Origin of the sequence: Pseudomonas sp. PAGU 2196 (assembly GCF_022179005.1) — a bacterium.
Lineage (GTDB): Bacteria > Pseudomonadota > Gammaproteobacteria > Pseudomonadales > Pseudomonadaceae > Aquipseudomonas > Aquipseudomonas kermanshahensis.
Window position 1 is genome coordinate 31,017 of record NZ_BNTL01000027.1, and the last position, 25,512, is coordinate 56,528.

General features: G+C 62.7%; 20 protein-coding genes. 3 read left to right on the plus strand and 17 right to left on the minus strand.

Annotated elements, in window-relative coordinates; genetic code table 11:
• Nucleotides 1–52 precede the first annotated feature (52 nt).
• The 7 genes from MFF34_RS21425 to MFF34_RS21455 all read right to left on the minus strand — a co-directional run bounded on the left by MFF34_RS21425 (nucleotide 53) and on the right by MFF34_RS21455 (nucleotide 8,588).
• Nucleotides 53–712, minus strand: a complete 660-nt coding sequence (locus MFF34_RS21425) for an SPOR domain-containing protein (RefSeq protein ID WP_238216347.1) — start codon at nucleotides 710–712, stop codon at nucleotides 53–55.
• A gap of 4 nt (nucleotides 713–716) precedes the next feature.
• On the minus strand, nucleotides 717–2,003 hold the full coding sequence (folC, locus tag MFF34_RS21430) for a bifunctional tetrahydrofolate synthase/dihydrofolate synthase (protein WP_238216349.1): 1,287 nt from the start codon (nucleotides 2,001–2,003) through the stop codon (nucleotides 717–719).
• On the minus strand, nucleotides 2,003–2,896 hold the full coding sequence (gene accD / locus MFF34_RS21435) for an acetyl-CoA carboxylase, carboxyltransferase subunit beta (RefSeq protein WP_027596723.1): 894 nt from the start codon (nucleotides 2,894–2,896) through the stop codon (nucleotides 2,003–2,005). Before accD ends, folC begins: the two co-directional genes overlap by 1 nt.
• A gap of 218 nt (nucleotides 2,897–3,114) precedes the next feature.
• Nucleotides 3,115–3,735, minus strand: a complete 621-nt coding sequence (locus tag MFF34_RS21440) for a phosphoribosylanthranilate isomerase (protein ID WP_238216351.1) — start codon at nucleotides 3,733–3,735, stop codon at nucleotides 3,115–3,117.
• A 59-nt stretch (nucleotides 3,736–3,794) separates the two neighbouring features.
• On the minus strand, nucleotides 3,795–4,652 hold the full coding sequence (truA, locus tag MFF34_RS21445) for a tRNA pseudouridine(38-40) synthase TruA (protein ID WP_027596725.1): 858 nt from the start codon (nucleotides 4,650–4,652) through the stop codon (nucleotides 3,795–3,797).
• Nucleotides 4,653–4,762: 110 nt separating this feature from the next.
• Complete coding sequence (locus MFF34_RS21450; protein WP_238216353.1) at nucleotides 4,763–7,513, minus strand: FimV/HubP family polar landmark protein; 2,751 nt, start codon at nucleotides 7,511–7,513, stop codon at nucleotides 4,763–4,765.
• Between the two features lie 70 nt (nucleotides 7,514–7,583).
• On the minus strand, nucleotides 7,584–8,588 hold the full coding sequence (locus tag MFF34_RS21455; protein ID WP_027596727.1) for an aspartate-semialdehyde dehydrogenase: 1,005 nt from the start codon (nucleotides 8,586–8,588) through the stop codon (nucleotides 7,584–7,586).
• Nucleotides 8,589–8,797: 209 nt separating this feature from the next.
• On the opposite strand from MFF34_RS21455, the gene MFF34_RS21460 reads away from it, so the two are divergent.
• A complete protein-coding gene (locus MFF34_RS21460) occupies nucleotides 8,798–11,872 on the plus strand; it encodes a TagA domain-containing protein (RefSeq protein ID WP_238216355.1) in 3,075 nt (1,024 codons plus the stop codon).
• 110 nt (nucleotides 11,873–11,982) lie between these two features.
• On the opposite strand, the gene asd is transcribed toward MFF34_RS21460, so the two are convergent.
• The 5 genes from asd to leuC all read right to left on the minus strand — a co-directional run bounded on the left by asd (nucleotide 11,983) and on the right by leuC (nucleotide 17,293).
• Nucleotides 11,983–13,095 (minus strand): aspartate-semialdehyde dehydrogenase, encoded by a 1,113-nt coding sequence (gene asd, locus MFF34_RS21465; RefSeq protein ID WP_027596728.1) that lies wholly within the window; start codon nucleotides 13,093–13,095, stop codon nucleotides 11,983–11,985.
• Nucleotides 13,096–13,158: 63 nt separating this feature from the next.
• Nucleotides 13,159–14,241 carry a 3-isopropylmalate dehydrogenase gene (leuB, locus tag MFF34_RS21470; protein WP_238216357.1) on the minus strand — a complete coding sequence of 361 codons (1,083 nt, stop codon included), beginning with the start codon at nucleotides 14,239–14,241 and terminating at the stop codon, nucleotides 13,159–13,161.
• 54 nt (nucleotides 14,242–14,295) lie between these two features.
• Complete coding sequence (locus tag MFF34_RS21475) at nucleotides 14,296–15,060, minus strand: class I SAM-dependent methyltransferase (protein ID WP_238216359.1); 765 nt, start codon at nucleotides 15,058–15,060, stop codon at nucleotides 14,296–14,298.
• Nucleotides 15,061–15,218: 158 nt separating this feature from the next.
• A complete protein-coding gene (gene leuD, locus MFF34_RS21480) occupies nucleotides 15,219–15,863 on the minus strand; it encodes a 3-isopropylmalate dehydratase small subunit (protein ID WP_238216361.1) in 645 nt (214 codons plus the stop codon).
• Nucleotides 15,860–17,293, minus strand: coding sequence for a 3-isopropylmalate dehydratase large subunit (gene leuC, locus MFF34_RS21485; protein WP_027596732.1), 1,434 nt, complete (start codon nucleotides 17,291–17,293; stop codon nucleotides 15,860–15,862). The genes leuD and leuC overlap by 4 nt, the downstream gene beginning before the upstream one ends.
• A gap of 130 nt (nucleotides 17,294–17,423) precedes the next feature.
• Between leuC and MFF34_RS21490 the strand changes: the two genes are divergently transcribed.
• Nucleotides 17,424–18,302 carry a LysR family transcriptional regulator gene (locus MFF34_RS21490; RefSeq protein ID WP_238216363.1) on the plus strand — a complete coding sequence of 293 codons (879 nt, stop codon included), beginning with the start codon at nucleotides 17,424–17,426 and terminating at the stop codon, nucleotides 18,300–18,302.
• Between the two features lie 61 nt (nucleotides 18,303–18,363).
• Nucleotides 18,364–21,660, plus strand: a complete 3,297-nt coding sequence (locus MFF34_RS21495; protein WP_238216365.1) for a bifunctional diguanylate cyclase/phosphodiesterase — start codon at nucleotides 18,364–18,366, stop codon at nucleotides 21,658–21,660.
• A gap of 56 nt (nucleotides 21,661–21,716) precedes the next feature.
• Here the strand turns inward: MFF34_RS21495 and MFF34_RS21500 are convergent, their stop codons facing one another.
• The 5 genes from MFF34_RS21500 to MFF34_RS21520 all read right to left on the minus strand — a co-directional run bounded on the left by MFF34_RS21500 (nucleotide 21,717) and on the right by MFF34_RS21520 (nucleotide 25,328).
• Nucleotides 21,717–22,160: an Hsp20 family protein gene (locus tag MFF34_RS21500; protein ID WP_099453321.1), complete on the minus strand. Its 444-nt coding sequence runs from the start codon at nucleotides 22,158–22,160 to the stop codon at nucleotides 21,717–21,719.
• A 262-nt stretch (nucleotides 22,161–22,422) separates the two neighbouring features.
• Nucleotides 22,423–23,394 (minus strand): tRNA-dihydrouridine synthase, encoded by a 972-nt coding sequence (locus MFF34_RS21505; RefSeq protein WP_099430099.1) that lies wholly within the window; start codon nucleotides 23,392–23,394, stop codon nucleotides 22,423–22,425.
• 51 nt (nucleotides 23,395–23,445) lie between these two features.
• Nucleotides 23,446–23,880 (minus strand): thioesterase family protein, encoded by a 435-nt coding sequence (locus MFF34_RS21510; RefSeq protein WP_027596737.1) that lies wholly within the window; start codon nucleotides 23,878–23,880, stop codon nucleotides 23,446–23,448.
• 49 nt (nucleotides 23,881–23,929) lie between these two features.
• Complete coding sequence (locus MFF34_RS21515) at nucleotides 23,930–24,763, minus strand: alpha/beta hydrolase (RefSeq protein ID WP_099430100.1); 834 nt, start codon at nucleotides 24,761–24,763, stop codon at nucleotides 23,930–23,932.
• Nucleotides 24,764–24,788: 25 nt separating this feature from the next.
• Complete coding sequence (locus MFF34_RS21520) at nucleotides 24,789–25,328, minus strand: TetR/AcrR family transcriptional regulator (protein ID WP_027596739.1); 540 nt, start codon at nucleotides 25,326–25,328, stop codon at nucleotides 24,789–24,791.
• Nucleotides 25,329–25,512 lie beyond the last annotated feature (184 nt).

Genomic DNA, 25,512 nt, shown 5'->3' on the forward strand with positions numbered 1-25,512 from the left:
GCTTCGCAGCCCTTTCGCGACACGAGGCCGCTCCTACAAAGAGGCAGCGCTATCAGCCGCGCTCGGGCTGGAAGCGCACCACAAAGCCTTTGAGGCTGTGCTTGCGGTTGATTGCATCACGTACGCGCTCGGCCTCGGCGCGCTCGATCAGTGGCCCGACGTACACCCGATTCATACCGCCCGCCGAGCGGATGTAGGCGTTGTAGCCCTGGCTTCGCAACGTCTGCTGCAGGCTTTCTGCCCCGGCACGATTGGACAGGCTGGCCAACTGGATAGACCAGCTGACCGGCAACCCATTCACGTCGATCTTCGATGGCGCTGCGGGCTTCGCGGCGGCAACGGCAGGCGCTGGCGTGGCGGCCGGCTTAGGCTCAACCTTGGGCGCTGGCGGCTTGGCAGCCTGGGCCTGCGTTTGCGTCTGCGGAGATGGCGTAATCGGCTGGCTAGGTGTGCTGGCTGGCGCGGTAGACTCGTCAACCACCACCGGTGGCTGCTGCGTCTCCTCTGCAAGCACCTGCGGCTCCGGCACGGCGACCGGCTCCACTTGCACCTCTGGCAGGCTCGGCATGGCCGGCGCCTGCGGGGCCTCGACACGCACCTGGCGCATCTCGTCCTCGCGGGTGAACAGCATCGGCAGGAAGATCACCGCCAGCGCCACCAGCACCAACGCACCCACCATGCGCTGTTTCATCCCTTTATCCAGCACTGCCATCTACTCAACCCTCCGGGGCCTGCCGCGCCAACCACTCCAGGGCCTGGGCGACACAGAAAAACGAACCGAACAGCAGGACCTGATCATCCGCCGTCGCCTGCGCGCATTGCCCTTCGAGGGCCGCGTCGACGCTGGCATAAGACTTCACCGCAGCGCCGAGGTTCGTCAAGGCGTCAGCCAGTTCTGCGGCCGGACGGCTGCGCGGCGTGTCCAGCGGTGCGACCGCCCAGTCGTCGACCAGTGCCTGCAAAGGCTCGACAACGCCCGGCAGGTCCTTGTCGGCCAGCAGGCCGAACACTGCCAGGCGGCGCCCCTTGACCGGCCTTGCCGCCAGGCGCCGTGCCAGGTACGCCGCAGCATGCGGGTTATGCCCGACATCCAGCAACAGCTCCACACGCTTGCCCTGCCAGCGCACTTCACGGCGATCGAGGCGACCGGTGATACGGGTATCGAGCAGCGCCTGGCGCAGTTGACCGGCATCCCAGGGCAGGCCCATCAACAGGTAGGCCTGCAGGGCCAGGGTGGCGTTTTCCATGGGCAGGTCTAGCAACGGCAGATCGCGCAACGCTACCCGGCCACCCTCGGCCGTTTTCCCACGCCAGTGCCAGCTGTCGCCTGTGCTTTCCAGGTCGAAGTCACGCCCACGCAAGAACAACGGTGCCGCCAGCTCATGGGCCTTGTCCAGCAAGGGCTGCGGCGGGTCAAGGTCGCCACACAGCGCCGGCTTGCCAGCACGGAAGATGCCGGCCTTCTCGAAGGCGACAAGCTCGCGGGTATCACCCAGGTAATCGACATGGTCGACACCGATGCTGGTCACCAGCGCCAGGTCGGCATCCACCACGTTCACGGTGTCCAAACGGCCACCGAGCCCCACTTCGAGCACTACGGCATCCAGCTTGGACTGGTAGAACAACCAGAACGCCGCCAGGGTGCCCATCTCGAAATAGGTCAGGGAAATGTCGCCTCGCGCCGCCTCGACGGCGGCGAAGGCTTCGCACAGGCGCTCATCACTGGCCTCTTGGCCATCGATGAGCACCCGTTCGTTGTAACGCAACAGGTGTGGCGAGCTGTACACGCCCACCTTGAGCCCCTGGGCACGCAGCATCGCCGCGACGAAGGCGCAGGTGGAACCCTTGCCATTGGTGCCGGTGACGGTCACCACGCGCGGTGCCAGCTTGCCCAGCGCCAGGCGGGCAAGCACGTTCTGCGAACGCTCCAGCCCCATGTCGATGGCCGACGGGTGCAACTGCTCGAGGTAGGCGAGCCATTCGCCCAGGGATCGTTGTTTCATCACGCGACCGCAGCCGCCTCACGTGCCTGCTCCGGGGTTTCCTGGCCGGTCATCTGGGCCAGCAGACGGGCCAGGCGCGGGCGCAGTTCGCCACGGGAGATGATCAGGTCGATGGCGCCGTGCTCCAGCAGGAACTCGCTGCGCTGGAAGCCTTCTGGCAGTTTCTCGCGTACGGTCTGCTCGATCACGCGCGGGCCGGCAAAGCCGATCAGTGCCTTGGGCTCGCCGACGATGACGTCGCCCAGCATCGCCAGGCTGGCGGAAACGCCGCCGTAGACCGGATCGGTCAGCACGGAGATGAACGGAATGCCTTCTTCACGCAGGCGCGCCAGCACAGCCGAGGTCTTGGCCATCTGCATCAGCGAGATCAGCGCTTCCTGCATGCGCGCACCACCGGAGGCCGAGAAACAGACCATCGGGCAGCGGTTTTCCAGGGCGTAGTTGGCGGCGCGAACGAAACGCTCACCGACGATGGCACCCATGGAGCCGCCCATGAAGGAGAATTCGAACGCGCTGACCACGATCGGCATGCCCATCAGGGTACCGCTCATGGAGATCAGCGCGTCTTTTTCGCCGGTCTGCTTCTGCGCACCGGTGAGGCGGTCCTTGTACTTCTTGCCATCGCGGAATTTCAGGCGGTCGACCGGCTCCAGCTCGGCGCCCAGCTCAGCACGGCCTTCGGCGTCGAGGAAGATGTCGATACGCGCACGTGCGCCAATGCGCATGTGGTGGTTGCACTTAGGGCAGACATCGAGGGTCTTTTCCAGCTCCGGACGATACAGCACGGCCTCGCAAGCCGGGCACTTGTGCCACAGGCCTTCAGGCACCGAGCTCTTCTTCACCTCGGAACGCATGATCGAAGGGATCAGTTTGTCGACTAACCAGTTGCTCATGCTTTCTTTCTCCAGTATCGGCGGGCGGGGGCCGGCGTAACCGGCCTGCCCTGCCCTTGAGCTCAAAATCTTTTATGAAACGATGATGGAACGGCCGCCGGGGCTTCCGGCGCGCCGCGCCACCGTTAATGTGTTGTTCGCCCACCGTATCGGCGGGCGCCCCGCAGGGGCTGCGATAGCTATGGACGATGGTGCGCCGCCAACCGTCACATCCACCGTCACGCCTGTTTCACCGCACGCATGAAGGCTTCGATCTTTGCCGCATCTTTGATGCCCTTGGCCTGCTCCACACCGCCGCTGACATCCACCGCATAAGGCCTGACCTGGGCAATGGCCCGGCCGACATTCTGCGCGTCCAGGCCACCGGCCAGGATAATCGGCTTGCTTAGGCGAGCCGGTACCAGCGACCAGTCAAAAGCTTCCCCCGTGCCCCCGGGCACGCCGGGCACATAGGTGTCCAGCAAGATACCGCGGGCGCCAACATAAAGCTGGCAGGCCGCTTCCAGGTCATCACCCGGGCGCACGCGTAGGGCCTTGATCCAAGGGCGATGGAAGCCTTCACAGTCTTGCGGGGTTTCGTCGCCGTGGAACTGTAGCAGGTCCAGGGGAACCACTTCGAGGATCTCGTTCAGCTCGCAACGCGAGGCGTTGACGAACAACCCGACGGTGGTCACGAACGGCGGCAGCTCGGCAATGATCGCGCGCGCCTGGCGCACGTCCACGGCACGCGGGCTCTTGGCGTAGAAGACGAAGCCGATGGCATCGGCCCCCGCCTCGGCGGCAGCCAGCGCGTCTTCGATGCGGGTAATCCCGCAGATCTTGCTGCGAACGTTGCTCATGGACTGCGAACCCTGCTGTTTCGGTGAAGGCCGGATGTTAGCAAAAGGCTTTTGGCCCGTCAGTCTGCCAATGCCTCGTAGCCGGTCAAAAAGTGTGGGCCGATGTAACGCTGAGGCAGTTGGAAGGCTTCGGGGTATTCCACTTGCACCAGGTACAAACCGTACGGGTGTGCCGTCACCCCACCCTCGCGGCGGTTACGCCCTTCCAAAACTTCCCGCGCCCAGGTGGCGGGCCGCTCACCCGCGCCGATGGTCATCAACACACCGGCGATGTTGCGCACCATGTGGTGCAGGAACGCCGTGGCACGCACGTCCAGCACGATCATCTGGCCATGGCGGGTGACGCGCAGGTGATGGATGTGCTTGATCGGCGACTTGGCCTGGCACTGGCTGGCGCGGAAGGCGCTGAAGTCATGAGTACCGAGCAGGAACTCGGCGGCTTCGGCCATGCGTTCGACATCCAGCGGGCGGTGGTTCCAGGTCACCTCCTCGGCCAGGTGCGCGGGGCGGATCGGGTCGTTGTAGATGACGTAGCGGTAACGCCGGGCGGTGGCCTTGAAGCGGGCATGGAAGTCCGCCGGCATCGGGCGCGACCAGACCACGCTGATGTCGTGGGGCAGGTTGAAATTGGTGCCCAGGGTCCAGGCGCGCTCATCGCGGATGGCGCGCGTGTCGAAGTGCACGATTTGCCCGCAACCGTGCACCCCGGCATCAGTGCGCCCAGCACAGATCACGGAAATCGGCTCGTTCGCGACTTTCGACAACGCCTGCTCGAGGGCTTGCTGGACGCTGGGCACGCCGCTGGCCTGGCGCTGCCAGCCGCGGTAGCGCGAGCCCTTGTATTCCACGCCCAGGGCGATGCGGGAGTAGCCTTCAGCCGCGGATTCGGCGGCGGTGTCGATGATATCCAAGAGCATGAAACCTGTGGTGATTACGCAATGGCGGGATTATAACGACAACGGCAGCCCTGTTGGGCTGCCGTTGGGGGTGGTTACATCTGTTTAGCCGCGAGACCTCAGAACGGGGCTCAGACCAACCGAGACAACATGTCCTCGGCTTCCTGACGCTGGGTCCCGTCGCCGTCCTTGACGACTTCATCGAGGATGTCACGGGCCCCCTGGTGGTCGCCCATGTCGATGTAGGCGCGCGCCAGGTCGAGCTTGGTGGCGACTTCATCACTGCCAGAGAAGAAGTCGAAGTCCAAGTCGTCCAGCGGCTCGGGCTCAGGCTGCTCAACGGCGTCTTCAGCGGTGAAGTGCGGCTCCAGCGAAGGCGACTCGAGGTTCTGGGACAGCTTGTCCAGCTCCGCGTTGACGTCATCCAGCTCCGAAGCAAAGCTCTTGGCAGCCGGCGAGTCATCCTCCAGCGACAGCGAAAGGTCGAAGTCCGACGGCAGGTCCAGTTCGGTGATCGGATCAAACTCTGGCACGCTGTCGAAGGCTGCCAGCTCGGCGGCAACGTCTACCGGCGCCTCTTCGGCGACAGCCGGGGCCACGGGCTCGCTGACGTCGAGGTCGAAGTCATCCAGATCGGCAACGGGCTGCGGCTCGGCCTGCGCCAGCATCGCCTCGAAATCAGCGTCGGCATCGGCGGCAACGTCTGCTTCAGCGTCTGCTTCAGCTTCAGCTTCAGCTTGCAGCTCAGCCTCCACGGCAGCTGGCTGTTCCTCCACCTGCGCTTCGTCCAATACAGGTTCATCCAGCACAACTTCGTCCAGCACTGGCTCGTCCAGCAGCGGCGCTGCCAACGGGTCTTCCTCGGGCAGGTCTTCACCCAGGCTCAGGTCGAAGTCGCTGTCCAGGTCCGACGCATCAAGCGATGGAACCTCGCTGATGGCCTCGACCTCAGGCTCGACGATGTCGTCCAGCGCTTGCTCTGCGACAAAATCGGGCTCCGCCAGCACCTCTGGCTCGGCCTCTGACTCGCCCTCGGGCACGATGTCTTCAACCACCGGCGCCTCAGGCTGATCCTGCAGCAGGCCCTGCACGTACTGCTCATCCATCTCGGCAGCCAACGCTGCCGCACCCAAACCGGCGGCGGCCAGCCCCAGCATGGCAGGGAAACGGCCTTTGAGTTCGTCAACCTGAGCAACATTCTGCTCAGTCGCTGGCAGCACACGCTCCTGCTCGACGAACGCACTGTGATCACCCTGACGGGCATACACTTCCATCAGTTTCAGGCGCAGTACGTCACGCTCAGGCGCTGCGGCAAGGGCCGTTTCAAGCAGCTCGGCGGCATGATTCAGGCGGCCGCTTTGCAGGCTTTGCTCGACTTCCGCCAACAGGGCGGCCGTCGTGTCTGGCTGCGGCGCTGGCTCGGCGAGCGCGACCGCGGGCTTTTCTGCAGCAGTGGCGGCAGCGGCAGACGCCGCGACCACCGCTGGCGACAGCGTTACGCTCGGCGCCGAGACCTCCAGGCCTTCAAAGCTGTCGGCATCGATATCCAGGCCCGCACCCTGCTCTTCCTCAGCCAAGGCCCGCGCCATGCGCAGGTGTTTCTCGGCTTCTTCCTGGGCCTTGCGCTTGCGCATCAACAGCACCAGCAACAGCACCAGCAGCAGCAACAGCACGAGGAACGCAGACCCTGCAATCAGCCACAGCAGCAACGGGTTGCCGAGCACGCCGTCAGCGCGCGGCTGGGCGTCAGGCACACTGGCCGGTGCGGTATCGACGGCCGCCGGTGCAGGTTTTACGTCCGGCTCGGCGTTAGCTGCCGGATTGGCCGGCGCAGGCTCGCCTGGCAGAGCAGCGGCGACTGGCGCCTCACCTGCTGCGCCCTGGGCTTCAAGCCGAGCCAACTGGTCGTTTTTCAGTGCGATCAGACGCTGCAGCTTGTCCAGTTGGCTCTGCAGGTCTGCCATGCGGCTCTTGAGCTCATCGTTGTCCCGACGGCTGGTATCGAGGCTTTCCTGGGCCACGGCCAGTTTGTCGTTCAGCCCTTTGGCCGGCGCAGCGCCTGCCTGGTTGCCGGGGCTGACCAGGCGCAGGTTGTCACCCTGGGCAATGCGCTCTGGCGCGGCCTCGGCGGCACCGCGGCGGGTGGCGTCGAGCTGACGGGCACGCGGCCCCAGGCGCCGGCCTTCACGCCAGGCCGCATACTGCTCGGCCACGTCGCGAACCGCCTCACCCTGAGCAATGGCCTGGATTTGTTGCTGGTCGGGCAGGCGCAGCACCTGGCCCACCTTCAACTGGTTGATGTTGTTGCCAATGAAGGCGTCCGGGTTCAGCGCCTGGATCGCGATCATGGTCTGCTGAATCGAGCCGCCCTGGCTGTTGCGCGCAGCAATCTGCCACAGGGTGTCGCGGCGCTGTGTGGTGTAGTTGCTGGCGCCCGTCACTGCGGGTGCGACATTGCCTGGTGCAGGCTGTTTGCCCTGGGCCTTGGCCTGGTCGAGGAGGACGCTGTAGTCACGCAGCAGTCGCCCCTGCGGCCACATCACCTGCACCAGAAACTTGACCACAGACCCCGGCAGCGGCTGGCTGGAGGTGACGCGCAGCACGCTCTTGCCGTTGGGGTTGATCACCGGCGTGAATGTCAGGTCTTCGAGGTAAGTCGCAAAGGTTACCCCCGCCTTGCTGAACTCTTCCGGCGGCGCCAGGCTCGGCGCCACTTCGGCGGCAGTGAGGTCGCGCACGTCGAGCAATTCGATCTCGGCGTCCAGCGGCTGATTCTGTGCCGACTTGAGGGTCAGCTCCCCCAAGCCCAACGCATTGGCCATGCCCGACGACAGCGCCGAGGCAGCAGCCATGGCCAGGACCAGTTTGCGAATTCGAAGCATGACCTCTTCCCTTGTATGAATCGTCCCGAAACCTGCATGCAGAGCAGGACAAAAGTGCTCGCAGTATCTTTTACAGCCTGTGTTTAATCAACAATTGCGCCACTTGCACAGCGTTGAGCGCGGCGCCTTTGCGCAGGTTGTCGGTGGTCAGCCAGAGGTTGAGCTGCTGGTCATCATCGACACCATGGCGTACACGTCCAACATAGACCACGTCTTGGCCCACTGCGTCACCTACCGGCGTCGGATAATCGTCGCGCGCGACCAGTTCGACGCTGTCGGCATTCTCCAACGCAGCATTGACTGCCGCCAGGTCTACCGGTTTACGGCTTTGCACCGCCACACTGAAGCTATCGCCGAAAAACACCGGGACTTGAATGCAGGTCACGGAAATCTTCAGTTCGGGCTGCCCCAGCAGCTCGCGCAGCTCGCTGACCAGGCGCCGCTCAAGGCCAGCATGGCCTTGTTCGTCAACCGCACCCACCTGAGCCAGCAGGTTGAACGCCACCTGGCGGTCGAAGAAGCGCGGCTCCAACGGGCGGGCATTGAGCAGCTCGGCGGTTTGACGGGCCAATTCGTTGACCGCTTCGCGGCCTTGGGCAGAGACCGCCAGGTTGGCCATGACCTGCACCCGCTCGATGTCCAGCAGGCCTTTCAGCGGTGCCAGCGCGACAGCCAGGGCAACGGCTGCAGAGCCAGGGCTGGCCAGGCGTGCAGGCAGCTTCAGGTTGGCGATGCTGTCGGCATTGGCTTCCGGCACCACGGCAAGGGCGTCGTCAAGGCCGCCGGACAGGTCGATGACCGTGCAGCCCGCCTGCTGGGCCTTGCTGGCGAAACTGCGGCTGACGCCAGGGCTGGCAGCGAAGAAGGCCAGTTTGACCTGGGCGAAATCGAAACTGTCGACTTCACGCACCTTGATCTTCTTGCCTGCGAACATCACGCTGCTGCCCGCCGACTCCATGCTGGCCAGCAGGTGCAGGGTCGCGACCGGAAATGCCAGCTCTTCGAGGATCTGTACGAGGGTTTCACCGACGCTACCGGTGGCGCCGACGACGGCGATGTCCAGGGGTTGGGTCATGGAGGGGATCCTTTTGCTGAAACGGCGGGGGGGCGGCACTTTACTCGGATTATGGAACAACGAACACCCTCAATACGCCAGCCCCTCTGCGACCGACAGCCGAACATCAGGCCGGCCAGAATGACAGGCGCTACCTGACATTTTTGCCAGTATCAGAATTTCTCGATCGCACCCAATCTTGCCTGACGTCTATTCATCGAGACACACGTATGCGCCCACTCCTGATAACAACGCTGCTGTCATGTTTGGTCACTAGCGCCTGCGTACCTCAGGATTACGGCCCGACTAACTTCGCGGATGCGCCGAGAAATGATCTACAGGGCGCTCTGGGGGGGCAGGTCGATTTTGCCCAAACGCATGTGGTAGCGGCGACCCGCAGAATCTTCGACCCGTTTCTGGTGCCGCACAAAGCGGCCCTGGTGCTGTTCAGGCCCAACAAGCCCGTCACTGACGTGGAAATGACCATAACGCTGGATGGCCGCACCACCACCGTACGCATGGATCGCCCGGAAGCACTTCCAGGCACTGCGGTATATGACCAGAAGGACACCTTCTCTGGAAATACCATTGAAGGCAGCTACCCGAAGTTCAGGGAAAACACGTTCAGCTATCAGATCCCCTGGAACCTGTTCACCGCCGATGCGCGCATCAGTTTTCAGCAAGCTGGCAACCCGAGCATTCAAGGCTCGCTACCCGCTGACAAATTCGTGTTCATGACCCCTGAAAGCGAGGGGCTGACGCTGATGAACATCAAGGGCTGCATCTTCAAGGATAAGTCGACGTGCAGGGACACCCTCGATCAGTTCGACGGTGAGTACAATCCCACTGCCGCGCGTATTGCCGCACGGGAAATGCTTTCCGAAGTGCCGACTCAACGCCTTCACCTAGGCACCGGCAAAGCCTACTGGCCACGCATCATTGCCATGGGACCCGACCAAAAGCCGCATGTTTACGACAAGACGAATGGCATGGAGTGGGCTGCGTTCGGCGACAAAACGTTACCAGCCAAAGTGGGCATGGGTCATTTCTGGCGCGCGGCTTCGAACCTGGGCGACAAGAAATCTGGATACCCTGTGGCCATTACGGGGCAATTGCTCGACACGCCAGAAGACATGCCTCCTTTGCCGCCAGGCGTAGGCGCCAGCTGTGGAGGCAACAGCTGCAATTACCCTTACTACCCCAATGGCTTCTGGCATGAAACAGGCCACGCCTTTGGCCTTCCTCACGATACACCCCCACGCTACGAAGACTGGTCGTACAGGGCGTATGACAATGTCTTTCTGCCACACATACATCCTGACCCACACCGCTACAGTCTGCCGGTAGACCATCTGGGCTTGCACTACTTCGGCCAGGTTGTTGGATCACTCTCCGCCCCGCCTTGGGCTTCCGGTCCCGCTTCGGCGCCCTTGATTGACGAGTTCGAAAAGCTGGGCCTGAAATCGACAGAAGGCGCCAGTTGGAAACGCTATATTTCTCCCTATAACCACCAGCAGACGCTGCGTGTACAACAGCGCTTCGGACGGCTGCCGGACGGCGCAAAGTACGCTGATGTGTTTGACGACCACCGCCCGCCGGCCATGGGCGTCACTGCCGTTGCCGCCAAGGAAGGCAACGGCCTTGCGGTGACTGCCCCCTCTCACGGCCTCCCTGACCCTGGCATTCGGCAACCTGCCCCCCTGCCGTCGTTGCTTTCGCCCGCATCAAATCGAGTCCCTATTGAAACTGCAGTGCCGGTACATACCTTGGTGGTGACCTTTTCAGACCCGTCACACAACCGGGATGGCATCAACCAAATCTATCCGGCCATTTTGAGCAACTATGGAAATGTCTTCAGCCCTGCACAGTTATCCGCCAGTGCTGCGACCCGCCCAGAGCGCAGCGCGAGCTATTCCGTATTGATGACGACAACCTTGCAATGCCTCGCCTCGGAACACGACCTGCTGGTATTGAAAGCTTGCGATGACGAATCGGCTCAATTAACCATAGAAACCGTACCCCCTGATAACGCAGCGGAAGCGCCCTACGTGCCGATTGTCATCGTGCGTAACAGGGAGGGTAAATGCCTGGAATTCAATTTTCACTTTCGCAGTTGCGTCAACGCCGAACGACAAGTTCGCTGGCGCGGTCGCATAGACATCACGAATCATTCTCGCCTGCTGAAGCTGCAAGAAAGCAACACAGGCAGATTCATCACCCCCACTGGCACCGGCGACCTAGCCTTGCTCGCCAATAGCAGCGATAACCTATTGCAACATTTCAAGCCAGGCGACGATCGCAACCCGCACACTTATCGGGTCGATATTCATTACGCCAGCGGCGCCATCGAAACACACCCACTCTACGCCGGCCTCATCGCGAAAGACACCTTGAAAACGGCCGTCTTCAATGTCAATTCCCAGCGTAAACCTGTCAAAGCGGTGCTCAAGGTGGATGACGCCGTCGTTTATGAGCGACAGCTGGAAGATAACCGCCTTCCCCTGGTCATTAGCATGGGGGCTGAGCACGGCGAGCAGATAAATCAGGTCTGGGAGCCGCAATATCTGTATTCAAAAGAACGGAACGCCTGCCTAACAGCCACCGATCATGGTTTGAAACTTGCGACCTGCAATGCGGACGCAATTTGGCGCCTCCCCCCCAAGAATGTGTTCCCCCATCAGTTCGACGCATACGAGCCAGTCGACCTCTCGGGCCGTTGCATCAACGCCCGTTTAGCAACCGGCGAATGCCTTTTCCCGCGCAAAGATACCGTTTGGTGGACACGCCAAGACCTGACCCAGACCCCTTCTGACATCTATCTTCAGGAACTGACTACCGGAAAGTTCATCACCACCACCCAAGGTAACGACACCCCAGTGCTGGCCCCGCTGACCTACAGCCCAGGCCAACGTTTCCAGAAACAAGCGCTAGTGAAGCTTACAGTGGTACATAAAAATCGCTGCCTGATAACTTCGGGCGAAACAGTAGCAATGTCGACCTGCGAGCCCAATCACCTGAAACGTTGGTACTGGATCAGCACGACCAACATACCAGGTGGAAGTAACGAGATCACACTCATGAACGGAGCTGGCCAATGCCTGAACGACGAGTTGAAGCTTCAGGGGTGCGCGCAACCGCGTGCGGACAGACTCACCTGGATAATGCGAAGCGGGCAGCTCTACACGATTCGACTTCAGAACAAGAAGACTGGTCAATTCCTGGATGTAGGGCAGGATGGTACGGTTTCGCTTAAACCCTTGGGGGGCGACTCTCAGCTCTTTAGCTACGGACTTGACCTGCCGTAATTGCAGAGAACAAACCGCTCGATCACACATGAGCTGCCCATCGCCAACGATGTGCAAAAAAAGCCCTGCAAGGCCAACGCCTAGCAGGGCTTCGAACGATCAAGCCCGGTTCAACGTTCCAGCAGGATCCGCAGCATGCGGCGCAGCGGCTCGGCAGCGCCCCACAGCAGCTGGTCGCCGACGGTGAACGCGCCCAGGTACTGGGAGCCCATGTTCAGCTTGCGCAGGCGACCTACCGGAATGTTCAGGGTACCGGTGACATTGGTCGGGCTCAGCTCCTGCATGCTGATCTCGCGCTGGTTCGGCACCAGCTTCACCCACGGGTTGTGCTGGCTGATCATGCCTTCGATATCGGCCAGCGGCACGTCCTTGTTCAGCTTGATGGTCAGCGCCTGGCTGTGGCAGCGCATGGCGCCGATGCGCACGCAGATACCATCGACCGGGATCGGGCTCTTGAAGCGGCCGAGGATCTTGTTGGTTTCAGCCTGGGCCTTCCACTCTTCGCGGCTCTGGCCGTTCGGCAGCTCCTTGTCGATCCACGGGATCAGGCTGCCAGCCAGCGGCACGCCGAAGTTCTCGGTCGGGTAGGCTTCGCTGCGCATGGCCTCGGCGACCTTGCGGTCGATGTCGAGAATGGCGCTGGCCGGGTTGGCCAGGTCATCGGCCACAGCCGCGTGGGTAGCGCCCATCTGCTTGATCAGCTCACGCATGTTCTGCGCGCCGGCACCGGAGGCCGCCTGATAGGTCATGGCGCTCATCCACTCGACCAGACCAGCTTCGAACAGGCCACCCAGGCCCATCAGCATCAGGCTGACGGTGCAGTTGCCGCCGATGTAGTTCTTGGTACCGGCGTCGAGCTGCTGGTCGATCACCTTGCGGTTGACCGGGTCGAGCACGATCACTGCATCGTCCTGCATGCGCAGCGACGAGGCGGCATCGATCCAGTAACCCTGCCAGCCCGCTTCACGCAGCTTGGGGAAGACCTCGTTGGTGTAGTCGCCGCCCTGACAGGTCAGGATCACGTCGAGGGTCTTGAGTTCTTCAATCGAATAAGCGTCCTTGAGCGGAGCAATATCCTTGCCCACGTTCGGGCCCTGGCCACCGACATTGGAGGTGGTGAAGAACACCGGCTCGATAAGGTCGAAATCCTGCTCCTCCAGCATCCGCTGCATGAGCACGGAACCGACCATACCGCGCCAACCGATCAGACCTACACGTTTCATCGCAACTACACCTTTGCTAAAAGTGGGCCGCCACCGACCAAAAACGGTGGCGGGCCAGAGAGATTACAGATTCCGCAGCGCTGCGACTACTGCGTCGCCCATTTCCTGCGTGCCTACTTTGTCGCAGCCGGCCGACCAGATGTCACCAGTGCGCAGCCCTTGATCCAGCACCAGGCTGACAGCCTGCTCGATGGCCTCGGCGGCAGCGTGCTGGTTGAAGCTGTAACGCAGCATCATCGACACCGACAAAATGGTCGCCAGCGGGTTGGCGATGCCCTGCCCGGCGATGTCCGGCGCCGAGCCGTGACACGGCTCGTACATGCCCTTGTTGTTGGCATCCAGCGACGCCGACGGCAGCATGCCGATGGAGCCGGTCAGCATGGAAGCTTCATCCGACAGGATGTCACCGAACATGTTGTCGGTCACTACCACGTCGAACTGCTTGGGCGCGCGCACCAGCTGCATGGCCGCGTTGTCCACGTACATGTGGCTCAGCTCAACATCCGGGTAATCCTTGGCCACGTCTTCGACCACTTCGCGCCACAACTGGCTGGACGCCAGAACGTTGGCCTTGTCCACCGAGCACAGCTTCTTGCCGCGCACACGGGCCATGTCGAAGCCGACGCGGGCAATGCGGCGCACTTCGCTTTCGCTGTAGGGCAGCGTGTCATACGCCTGGCGCTCGCCGCCTTCGAGTTCACGCTGGCCACGTGGCGCGCCGAAATAGATGCCACCGGTCAGTTCGCGAACGATGAGGATATCCAGGCCCGAGACGATTTCCGGCTTGAGCGACGAGGCATCGGCCAGTTGCGGGTAGAGGATGGCCGGGCGCAGGTTGGCGAACAGGCCCAGTTGCGAACGGATTTTCAGCAGGCCGCGCTCAGGGCGGATGTCACGCTCGATTTTGTCCCATTTCGGGCCGCCCACAGCGCCCAGCAGCACGGCATCGGCCTGGCGCGCACGCTCCAGGGTCTCGTCTGCCAGCGGCACGCCGTGCTTGTCGATGGCCGCGCCACCAATCACGTCATGGGTCAGGCTGAAGCCGAGCTGGAACTTGTCGTTGGCCAGCTCCAGCACCTTGACCGCCTCGGCCATGATTTCCGGACCAATGCCATCACCTGGGAGAATCAGAATCTGCTTGCTCATGCTTTCCTCTATCCATTCAAGCGGTGTGGCCAGCTCGGCCACACCGAAAAAAACTCAGCGCTCAGCCCACAGTACCAGCACATCGGTGCTGAACGAGCCGTCGTCTTCGATCTGGTAATACTGCCGCACTTCCTCGCCCATGGCTTGCTGCAATTGGCGTATGGCCACACGCATGGGTTCGGGGGTACGCATACGCTCGACCCAGGTGCCAAACTCCAGGCGCAGCGGCTGCCGGGTGTGGCTGCGCACATGCAGGCCGGCTTCGCTGACCTGGCGCTGCCATTCGGCGACGGAATAGTCGCGCACGTGGCTGGTGTCGCGCAGCACCTCCACGGTTTGCAGGTAGGTGTCGAGCAACGGGCTGCCCGGCGACATGACATCGATGAAGGCCGCCACCCCGCCCGGTTTCAGCACGCGGCGCACTTCGCGCAGGGCCAGGCCCAGGTCGCTCCAGTGGTGTGCCGAGTAGCGGCTGAAGACGAAGTCGAACGAGGCCTCGGCGAACGGCAGGCGTTCGGCGGCGCCGCGTTGCGTGGTGATATTGCCCAGCCCACGGTCGGCGGCGGCACTGGCTACCACGTCGAGCATGGACTGCGACAGGTCATAGGCGACCACCTCGGCGACCAGGGGCGCAACGTGGAAACTGACATGACCGGCACCGCAGCCCAGGTCCAGCAAACGGGCCTCGGCCTGGCCGGCCAGCGCGGCTTGCAGCAGGGCGAATTCGGTGCCCTGGGCGTGTACGGCGCTGCTGAGGTAGGCGTTGGCCTGCTCGCCGAACTGGCGTTGGACCACGTCGGTGTGGGTGGTGCTGGTCATGGGGCAATCCTTTTGATTTTTTGCCTGTGCCGACCTCTTCGCGGGGCAAGCCCGCTCCCACAGGTACTGCACAAGACGTTAGGGCAGAGGAGTTCCTGTGGGAGCGGGTTCACCCGCGAAGAGGCCGACACAGCCAGAGCAAATGCCGGCTATATCAATCAGGCATCCCGAAACAGCCAAGGCTGGCTGGCGCGGTGCTTGCCTTCGAAGGCCTTGATCGAATCGCCGTCCTGCAAGGTCAGGCCGATGTCATCGAGGCCGTTGAGCAAGCAGTGCTTGCGGAACGCGTCGATCTCGAAGTGCAGCACCTTGCCATCAGGACGGGTTACTGCCTGGGCTTGCAGGTCGATGGTCAGCTGATAGCCAGGGTTGGCTTCGACCTGCTTGAACAGCTCGTCGACTTCCTCATCGCTGAGGATGATCGGCAGCAAGCCGTTCTTGAAGCTGTTGTTGAAGAAGATGTCGGCAAAGCTCGGTGCGATGACGCTGCGGAAGCCGTACTCGTCCAATGCCCATGGCGCGTGCTCGCGGCTCGAACCGCAACCGAAGTTTTCCCGCGCCAGCAACACGCTGGCGCCCTGGTAGCGCGCGTGGTTGAGCACGAACTCTTCGTTCAACGGGCGCTTGCTGTTGTCCTGGTAGGGCTGGCCCACGTCCAGGTAGCGCCACTCGTCGAACAGGTTGGGGCCGAAGCCCGTGCGTTTGATCGACTTGAGAAATTGCTTGGGGATGATCTGGTCGGTGTCGACATTGGCACGGTCCAACGGCGCGACGAGGCCAGTGTGCTGGGTAAAGGCTTTCATGCTGCGCTCCCTTGGATCAACTCGCGGACATCGATGAAGTGGCCAGTCACCGCAGCGGCGGCGGCCATGGCCGGGCTGACCAGGTGGGTACGACCACCGGCACCCTGACGGCCTTCAAAATTGCGGTTGGACGTCGAGGCACAGTGCTCGCCGCTTTCCAGGCGATCCGGGTTCATCGCCAGGCACATCGAGCAACCCGGCTCGCGCCACTCGAAGCCGGCTTCAAGGAAGATCTTGTCGAGGCCTTCACGCTCGGCTTGCGCCTTCACCAGGCCCGAGCCCGGGACGACAATGGCCTGCTTGACGGTAGCGGCCACTTTGCGGCCCTTGGCGATTTCGGCCGCGGCGCGCAAGTCTTCGATTCGCGAGTTGGTGCACGAGCCGATGAACACGCGGTCCAGCTGAATATCGGTGATCGCCTGGTTGGCGGTCAGGCCCATGTACTTCAGGGCACGCTCGATCGAGCCCCGCTTGACCAGGTCAGCTTCGGCAGCCGGGTCCGGTACGCGCTGATCAACGGCCAACACCATCTCGGGCGATGTGCCCCAGCTGACCTGTGGCTTGATTTGCGCGGCGTCCAGTTCGACCACGGTGTCGAACACGGCGTCTTCATCGGAGACGAGGTCTTTCCACGACTCGACGGCTTGCTTCCATTGCTCGCCCTTCGGTGCATAGGGGCGGCCTTCGACATAGGCGACGGTGGTGGCATCGGTCGCCACCAGGCCCACGCGGGCACCGGCTTCGATCGACATGTTGCAGATGGTCATGCGGCCTTCCATAGACAAGCCACGGATCGCGCTGCCGGCGAATTCCATGGCGTGGCCGTTGCCACCCGCGGTGCCGATCTTGCCGATGACGGCGAGCACGATGTCCTTGGCAGTGACGCCGGCAGGCAATTCGCCTTCGACGCGCACCAGCATGTTTTTCATTTTCTTGGCGACCAGGCACTGGGTGGCGAGCACATGCTCGACCTCGGAGGTGCCGATGCCGTGGGCCAAGGCACCGAAAGCGCCGTGGGTGGACGTGTGCGAGTCGCCGCAGACCACGGTCATGCCCGGCAAGGTGGCACCTTGCTCCGGGCTGATGACGTGGACGATGCCCTGGCGCTCGTCATTCATCTTGAATTCGACGATGCCGTACTCGTCACAGTTCTCATCGAGGGTCTGCACCTGGAGGCGCGACACCTGGTCGACGATGGCGTCGATACCGCCCTTGCGCTCTGGCGTGGTCGGCACGTTGTGATCAGGGGTGGCGATGTTGGTATCGATGCGCCATGGCTTGCGGTTCGCCAGGCGCAGGCCTTCAAAGGCCTGGGGCGACGTCACTTCGTGGATGATGTGGCGGTCGATGTAGATCAAGGACGAGCCGTCATCACGGCGCTTGACCTCATGGGCTTCCCAGAGTTTGTCGTAGAGCGTTTTGCCAGCCATCAGACTGTTCCTCATCAGCGTCTTTCTATGCCAAAGACCCCTTGGCTTGTACGGACGATGCTATGGCGATAGATTGAATAACTCAAATTCATAATTTTTATGCTTTGCATAACCACCAGGAATCTGAAAGATGGATCTGGCCAACCTCAGCGCTTTTATCGCCATTGCCGAGACCGGCAGCTTCTCGGGGGCCGGCGAACGCCTGCACCTGACCCAGCCCGCCATCAGCAAACGCATCGCCGGGCTTGAGCAGCAATTGGATGTGCGCCTGTTCGACCGGCTGGGTCGTGAAGTGACCCTGACCGAGGCCGGGCGGGCGCTGTTGCCACGGGCCTATCAGATTCTCAACGTGCTTGATGATACCCGACGCGCGCTGACCAATTTGACCGGGGAAGTGAGTGGTCGGTTGACCCTGGCCACCAGCCACCATATCGGCTTGCACCGCTTACCCCCGCTTTTACGGGCCTTTACCCGGCAGTACCCTTCCGTGGCGTTGGATATTCAGTTCATGGACTCAGAAGCTGCCTACGACGAGATACTCCATGGCCGTGCTGAAATTGCCGTTATCACCCTGGCGCCAGACCCCCACCACCTGATCAAGGCGATCCCGGTGTGGGACGACGCGCTGGACTTCGTGGCGGCCCCGGAACACCCGCTGGCCAACAACCACGCGGTCAGCCTGGCCGATGTCGCCCGCCACCCGGCGGTCTTTCCGGGTGGTAACACCTTTACCCACCACATCGTCCAGCGGCTGTTCGAAAGCCAGGGCCTGACGCCGAACATCGCCATGAGCACCAACTACCTGGAAACCATCAAGATGATGGTTTCCATCGGCCTGGCCTGGAGCGTGCTGCCGCGCACCATGCTCGATGATCAGGTTGCACCCATCGCTTTACCCGGCATACAGCTGTCGCGCCAGCTAGGCTACATTCTGCACACGGAGCGAACGCTATCGAATGCGGCGAGGGCCTTCATGGCCCTGCTCGACAGCCATGCAGGGTCCGCCTGACCGGTCGTCAGTACGGCATTTCCAACTCAAGGACGCGTCAAACGCCAAAGGTCTGGTACCAATGCCCAAATCAGCAAACCGCTTTCCGCGCCTGCCGCGCATTCCTGCGGCCGACCCACAGGAATCCGAACAGGCCTGGCAAAACGCCCCGCAACTGCTCGCCGCGCTCAACGGCGCCCGCCTGGGGGCCTGGCTGTGGGACATCGAAACCGGCCGGGTCAGCTGGTCACGCGGTACCCAGGCGCTGTTCGGCTTCGACCCGCTACGCCCGCTGCCCAACGATATCGACTACCTCGACCTGCTGCCCGAAGAAGACCGCGCACGCACCCGCCAGCTGTTCCAGGCGGTGGTCAACGGCGAGCCCGTGGAGCAAGCGATGCGCCACCGCATCCGCTGGCCGGATGGCAGCCTGCACTGGCTGGAGATCAACGGCAGCCTGACCCACGACCGCCACGGCCGACCGCAGATGATCGGGGTCATCCGTGAGATAACCCGCCAGCGCGAGCGCGAAACGGCGCTGATCAACTCGGAAAAACGCTTTGCCACGCTGTTTCACCTGAGCCCCAATGCCATCCTCCTGACCCGCCGCCACGACGGCATGATCTTCGAGGTCAACCAGCATTTCGAAGACATGTTCGGCTGGCCAGGCAACCAAGTGATCGGCAAGACCAGCCTGGAGCTGGGCCTGTGGGTGCACCCCGAGCAGCGCCCGCAACTGCTGGACGCTACCCGCGCCAGCGGTGGCCCACTGATCATGGAAGTGCAGTTCCGGGCCAGCAACGACAAGGTGCACGACGGCATCCTCTGCACCCAGGCCATCGAACTGGAGGGGGTGACGTTTTTGCTCAGCACCTTCGTCGACACTACCGAACGCAAGCGTGCCGAACAGGCCCTCAAGGACAGCCAAGAACGCCTCGACCTGGCCCTGGACTCAGCCCAGCTGGGCACCTGGGACTGGCACATCCCCAGCGGCATGCTCTATGGCTCGGCCCGTGCCGCGCAACTGCACGGGCTGGACCCGATCCCCTTCCACGAATCGTTCGATGCCTTTTTCGAGGGAGTACCGGAGGACGAGCGCAATGTCATGCGCCAGGCCTACCGCAGCCTGCGCGAAGGGCCTGCGGGCAATTACCAGATCACTTACCGCGTGCAGCTGGAGAACGGCGCGTCACGCTATATCGAAAGCCGTGCACGGCTGTACCGGGACGACCAGGGCAACCCCTTGCGCATGGCCGGCACCCTGCTGGACATCACCGACCAGGTCGAGCGCGAGCAACGCCTCAGCGCCTCGGAAGAAAAATTCGCCAGCCTGTTCCAAGTCAGCCCTGACCCCATCTGCGTGACCCGCCAGGACACCGGCCAGTTCATCGAGATCAACCCGGCCTTTACCCAGACGTTCGGCTGGAGCGCCGACCAGGTGATCGGCCGCACCGCCGAGGAAATCGGCCTGTGGGCTGAGTCCATCGAACGTGCGCAACGCATCGAGCGGGTCATCCGCGAACAGGCCTTGAGCAACGTTGCGGTGGTGGTCAACCACCGCAATGGCGCGCCCTTGACCTGCGTGATTTCCAGCTGCCTGATCAGCGTTGACGACCAACCCTGCAGCGTCACCACGCTGCGCGACATTACCCAGCAGCAACGGGCCGAGGCGGCGCTGAAATCCAGCGAAGAGAAGTTCGCCAAGGCCTTTCACTCCAGCCCGGATGCCATCACCATCACCGAGCGCTACAGCGGCCGCTACCTGGAAATCAACGACGGTTTCTGCCGGCTCACCGGCTACAGCGCGGCCGAAGTGGTCGGGCGCAGCGTGTATGAACTGGGCATCTGGGCCGATGACAAGCAGCGCAGCGCCCTGCTCGCCGAGCTCAAAGAGCGTGGCCGCGTGCACCATCGGGAGATGCTCGGGCGCAACAAGCGCGGCGATATCCTCACCGTCGAAGTGTCGGTGGAACCGATCACCCTCAACGAGACCGACTGCCTGCTGCTGACCGCCCGCGATGTCAGCCAACTGAAAAATGCCCAGGCACAGATCCGCCACCTGGCGTACCACGACCCGCTGACCAACCTGCCCAACCGCGCCCTGCTGATGGACCGCCTGAGCCAGCAGATCGCCCTGCTCAAGCGCCACAACCTGCGTGGCGCGCTGCTGTTCCTTGACCTCGACCACTTCAAGCACATCAACGATTCCTTGGGCCACCCGGTAGGCGATACGGTACTGAAGATCATCACCGCGCGCCTGGAGGCCAGCGTACGCCTGGAAGACACCGTGGCGCGGCTAGGGGGCGATGAATTCGTGGTGCTGCTCAGCGGCTTGGAAGGCAGCCGCGAACAGGTCGAAAGCAAAGTGCGCGAGCTGGCCGACACCCTGCGCGAACTGCTGGCCGAACCGATGTCGCTGGATGGCCAGCGCCTGCAGGTAACCCCCAGCATTGGCGTGGCGTTGATCCCCGACCACGGCACCACCCCCGCCGACCTGCTCAAGCGTGCCGATATCGCCCTGTACCGGGCCAAGGATTCCGGGCGCAATACCACCCAGTTGTTCCACACGACCATGCAAAAGGCTGCCAGCGAGCGCCTGCGCATGGAAAACGACCTGCGCCTGGCGCTCGCCCGGGGTGAGCTGGCCTTGCACTTCCAACCCCAGGTGGATGCCCGTGACAACCGTATAGTCGGTGCCGAAGTGCTGCTGCGCTGGCACCACCCGCAGCTCGGTCAGCAGCCACCGGCACAATTCATCCAGGTACTGGAAGAAAGCGGCCTGATCCTCGAAGTAGGCAGCTGGATCCTCGACGAAGCCTGCGACGCCTGCGCGCGCATGCTCACAGACGGGTTGATTGACGCTGATGATTTCAGCCTGTGCGTAAACATCAGCCCGCGGCAGTTCCGTCAGAACGATTTCGTCGGGCGGGTGCTGCGCAGCCTGGACGACTACCGCTTGCCACGGCGGATGCTGAAACTGGAAATCACCGAAGGCATCGTCATCCAGAACCTGGAAGACACCATCAGCAAGATGCGCGAGCTGAAGCGTTACGGGGTAAGTTTTGCCATGGACGACTTCGGCACGGGCTATTCGTCACTGACCTACCTCAAGCGCTTGCCGGTGGATGCACTGAAGATCGACCAGACGTTCGTGCGCGACGCACCGATAGACCCTAACGACGCCGAGATCGTCCGCGCCATCGTCGCCATGGCACACAGCCTGGACCTGGCGGTGATTGCCGAAGGGGTGGAGCTGACCGAGCAACTGGAGTTTCTCGAGAAACTGGGCTGCCACTTGTATCAAGGGTACCTGCACAGCCGGCCGCTGCCGTTGCAGGAATTCCGGCAGATGCTGCTGGAAGCGCCTGCAGATTATTGACTGCACGCACGCAAAAAAGGGCACCCGAAGGTGCCCTTTTCGTCACAGCCTTACACTCAGTTCAGCGCTGGCTTGTCGCCATTGATCGGGATGCGTTTGGCCTTGGCTTCTTCAGGCACGATGCGCAGCAGGTCGATGCTGAGCAAACCATTGGCCAGGCCCGCAGCCTTGACCTCGATGTGGTCGGCCAGGCGGAACGACAGCTTGAAGGCGCGCTGGGCGATGCCCTGATGCAGGTAGGTCACTTCAGCGGCGCCGTTGTCGCGCTTGCCACCGGAGACGGTCAGGACACCTTTTTCGACTTGCAGGTCGAGGTCCTGCTCCTGGAAACCGGCTGCGGCAACCACGATGCGGTAGTGGTCTTCGCCATGTTTTTCCACGTTGTAGGGCGGGTAGCTGCTACCGGCCTCGTTACGTGCCGCGGATTCGAACAGGTCATTGAAACGGTCGAAACCAACGGAATGGCGGAACAGTGGAGCGAGAGAGAAAGCGGTGGTCATGGTCATAAACTCCTGAGATTCAGCAAGTAAGTCACTGCGCGACCCGAGTTCGGCATCGCGTACTCAAAAGATAAGGTCGGTGAAATGGCTTTCAAGAGGGACCACGAAAATTTTTTTGAGCGGGTTTGCGTTCCAACACAACCGGTGTAGGAGCAGCCTTGTGCTGCGAAGAGGCCAGTGCCCACAGCGAGAAATCACTGGGGTCGCTGGCCTCTTCGCAGCACAAGGCTGCTCCTACCGTGAATTGGGTAATTCCCCGTGATCAGGCAACACACGCCTCGAATGCCTGCACCTCAACCCCCAACAACCGGCTGATCCGCGCGCAATCATCTTCGCGACGCAATTCGGCAAACAGCACAACCGCCTCCGGGTAGCTGCGGGTCAGCATAGCCAGCCATTGCTTCATCCGCCCCGGCGCATAGCGCGGCGACAGCTTGGCCTGGGCCTGGCGCCAGAACTCGCGCAGCAGCGGCAGCAGGTCGTCCCAGCACATCGGCTGGTAGTCGCGCCCCTCGCGGGCAGCGGCAATCTGTACGCCCAGGTCGGGCCGCGACACCAGCCCACGCCCCAACATGATGTGTTCGGCACCACTGACCTCACGGCAGCGGCGCCAGTCGTCCACGGTCCAGATTTCGCCATTGGCGAACACCGGCACCTTGACCACATCCTGCACCCGCGCCACCCACTCCCAGTGAGCGGGCGGCTTGTAGCCCTCGACCTTGGTGCGGGCATGCACCACCAGATGCGCCGAACCGCCTTCGGCCAGGGCCGTGGCGCAGTCCAGCGCGCCATCGGGGCTGTCGAAGCCCAGGCGCATCTTCGCCGTCACCGGGATATGCGCCGGCACCGCACGGCGCACTTCGCGGACGATGGCGTGCAGCAGTTCTGGCTCCTTGAGCAGCACCGCACCGCCGCGCGACTTGTTCACGGTCTTGGCTGGGCAACCGAAGTTCAGGTCGATTACCGGTGCGCCCAGCTCACAGGCCAGCGCTGCGTTCTCGGCCAGGCAGACCGGGTCGGAGCCCAGCAGTTGCACACGCATCGGCACCCCGGCCGCGGTCCGCGCGCCTTGGCGCAATTCAGGCGCTAGCTTGTCGAACGAGGATGCCGGCAGCAGGCGGTCGCACACGCGGATGAACTCGGTGACGCACCAATCGATGCCACCCACTCGGGTCAGGACGTCGCGCAGGATGTTGTCGACCAGCCCCTCCATGGGGGCCAGGGCAATTTGCATGTGTGGGTCTCGGCGGGAAAAGGCGGCAGTCTAACAAAAAACCACAGCCCTTCAGGCACCGATCAGCGCTTGGCCGTACCCCTCGATGAACGCTGCAGGCATGCGCTTGGGCTTGCCGCTGGACAATTCGATACAGGCGAAGGTGGTCTGCGCCCGCAACAGGGTCACGCCATCACGCGGGCGCTTGAGTTGGAATCGGCGGGTCATGCGCAGGCGTTGATCCCAGTCGATGATCCAGGTCGCCAGCTGCAGCTCGTCATCTTCATAGCCCGCGGCCAGGTAATCGATTTCGTGGCGCACCACCGCCATGGCCCGGTCCAGGCGGCGGTACTCAGCGAGGTCCAGGCCAAGGCGCTGGGAGTGGCGCCAGGCGCAGCGTTCGAGCCACGTGACATAGGTGGCATTGTTGGCGTGGCCGAGGCCGTCGATGTCCTCGCTGCCGACACGCAGGTCGATGATGAAGGGTGTTGCCAAGTCCCAGCTCATGCACGCTCCTAATAACAAAAACACAACTGAAAGCCAGTGTAACGGATGCTCAGGCCCTTTGCCGGGCCGGCGCGCTGGCCCGTGCAAGCAATTCGAGCACCGCCTCGCCCAGGCGCGGGTCGGCCAGCACTCGCTGGTGCCCGCCCTCCTCTAGTAGCAGCAAGCGGCTGTCGAACCAGGCCTTGTGGATGATATGGGCCTCATCGGCAGCCACCAGGCCATCGTCAGCCGCATGCACCACCAAGCCTGGCAGTTCCAGCTGGTAACCACTGACATCCAGGCGCGTGATCTGCATCCCCACATCCCGCTCCACCTGGCGTATGAATGCGGCCCGTGCGCGCGCCGGCAACCCCAGGCGATGCGCGAAGCCGCGCAACACGCCGAGCAACCGGGCGGGTGCAGCGATGCTCACTGCCGCCTCCGCGCGCAGCCCCATCTGCAACGCCAGCAACACACTGGCCCCACCCATGGAGTGGCCTATCACCGCGCGCAACGGCGGCAGCTCGGCAGCCGCTTCCAGCAGTGCGCGAGCGAACAACACCACGTGAGCTTGATGGCCTGGAGAGCGACCATGTGCCGGCCCCTCCAACGACACCACTGTATGCCCGGCCTGGACCAGGGCCTCGATCAACGCGGCAAACTGGGTGGGGCGCCCTTCCCAACCGTGCATCAGCAATACTGTCGGCCCCTTGCCCCAACGCAACGCCGACAGCCCGAAGCGCAGGGTGATGCGTTCGGCCTTGGCCAGCAACGGCAACTCCCACGCTTTTGGGGGCAATGTACGTGGGGTCATGAATGCGCGGCGCATCTTGCCGGCCACATGCTCAGGGGCCAGGTGGCCGAGGGTGCCATTGACGCCACGAATCCAGCTCAGGGTAGTCATCGCCTTGCTCCAGCATTGTGGTTATTCAGATCACCGCCGACTTGGCGGCACGCAATACACGGTCAGAAAGCTCGCCAGTGCCCAAGGCGCGCGCCAGGGCCAGGCCACCAACCATCAGCGCCAGGTCGGCCAGTGCTTTGTCGATATCTTCGGGGCGGTCGACCATTTTCGCGGTCATCAGCTCGATGTGCTCGGCCAGCACCTCGCGGAACACCTCTGGCAGGCGCTGCATTTCGCCCAGGGCGTTGGGCAGCGGGCAGGCATGCACTTGCGCGTCGCGGTGCTTGCGCGAAAGGTAGAACGCCGTCACCAACGCCCGGCGCGCCTCGCCATCCAGGCTGGGGTCGACCTGCGCCAGCAAGTCCCGCCGTTCGCCCAATAACTGGCGAAACGCCTCCAGCATGAGTTCGTCCTTGCTCTCGAAATGGGCATAGAACCCCCCTACCGTCAGGCCTGCAGCGCCCATGACCTGGCTGACGCTCGGCTCAGCCGGCCCGTGCTGGATCAAGGCGCTGCGCGCAGCTTCGAGAATCCGCTCGCGGGTTTTGCTCTTTTTGTCGTTCATGGCCACCTCGAATATGATGCTTGTAATATTATAAGCATCATATTTTTTGGCAAGCGAAATTAGCGACCACCTGTCGGCGCCCGAAAAATGGGAAAGGGAGAAAAACAAAAGGCCCATTCAATAAGCGAATGAGCCTTTAAAGTCCCGCAAAACGCGGGTAAACATGGCGTCCCCTAGGGGACTC

Coding starts and splice junctions, on each gene's coding strand:
- leuD (WP_238216361.1), bottom strand. CDS start 15,863: ATGAAAGCCTTTACCCAGCACACTGGCCTCGTCGCGCCGTTGGACCGT.
- asd (WP_027596728.1), bottom strand. CDS start 13,095: ATGAAACGTGTAGGTCTGATCGGTTGGCGCGGTATGGTCGGTTCCGTG.
- truA (WP_027596725.1), bottom strand. CDS start 4,652: ATGCTCTTGGATATCATCGACACCGCCGCCGAATCCGCGGCTGAAGGC.
- MFF34_RS21510 (WP_027596737.1), bottom strand. CDS start 23,880: ATGAGCTGGGACTTGGCAACACCCTTCATCATCGACCTGCGTGTCGGC.
- MFF34_RS21490 (WP_238216363.1), top strand. CDS start 17,424: ATGGATCTGGCCAACCTCAGCGCTTTTATCGCCATTGCCGAGACCGGC.
- MFF34_RS21460 (WP_238216355.1), top strand. CDS start 8,798: ATGCGCCCACTCCTGATAACAACGCTGCTGTCATGTTTGGTCACTAGC.
- MFF34_RS21455 (WP_027596727.1), bottom strand. CDS start 8,588: ATGACCCAACCCCTGGACATCGCCGTCGTCGGCGCCACCGGTAGCGTC.
- accD (WP_027596723.1), bottom strand. CDS start 2,896: ATGAGCAACTGGTTAGTCGACAAACTGATCCCTTCGATCATGCGTTCC.
- MFF34_RS21450 (WP_238216353.1), bottom strand. CDS start 7,513: ATGCTTCGAATTCGCAAACTGGTCCTGGCCATGGCTGCTGCCTCGGCG.
- MFF34_RS21475 (WP_238216359.1), bottom strand. CDS start 15,060: ATGACCAGCACCACCCACACCGACGTGGTCCAACGCCAGTTCGGCGAG.
- MFF34_RS21515 (WP_099430100.1), bottom strand. CDS start 24,763: ATGACTACCCTGAGCTGGATTCGTGGCGTCAATGGCACCCTCGGCCAC.
- MFF34_RS21500 (WP_099453321.1), bottom strand. CDS start 22,160: ATGACCACCGCTTTCTCTCTCGCTCCACTGTTCCGCCATTCCGTTGGT.
- leuC (WP_027596732.1), bottom strand. CDS start 17,293: ATGGCTGGCAAAACGCTCTACGACAAACTCTGGGAAGCCCATGAGGTC.
- leuB (WP_238216357.1), bottom strand. CDS start 14,241: ATGAGCAAGCAGATTCTGATTCTCCCAGGTGATGGCATTGGTCCGGAA.
- MFF34_RS21425 (WP_238216347.1), bottom strand. CDS start 712: ATGGCAGTGCTGGATAAAGGGATGAAACAGCGCATGGTGGGTGCGTTG.
- MFF34_RS21495 (WP_238216365.1), top strand. CDS start 18,364: ATGCCCAAATCAGCAAACCGCTTTCCGCGCCTGCCGCGCATTCCTGCG.
- MFF34_RS21520 (WP_027596739.1), bottom strand. CDS start 25,328: ATGAACGACAAAAAGAGCAAAACCCGCGAGCGGATTCTCGAAGCTGCG.
- MFF34_RS21440 (WP_238216351.1), bottom strand. CDS start 3,735: ATGAGCAACGTTCGCAGCAAGATCTGCGGGATTACCCGCATCGAAGAC.
- MFF34_RS21505 (WP_099430099.1), bottom strand. CDS start 23,394: ATGCAAATTGCCCTGGCCCCCATGGAGGGGCTGGTCGACAACATCCTG.
- folC (WP_238216349.1), bottom strand. CDS start 2,003: ATGAAACAACGATCCCTGGGCGAATGGCTCGCCTACCTCGAGCAGTTG.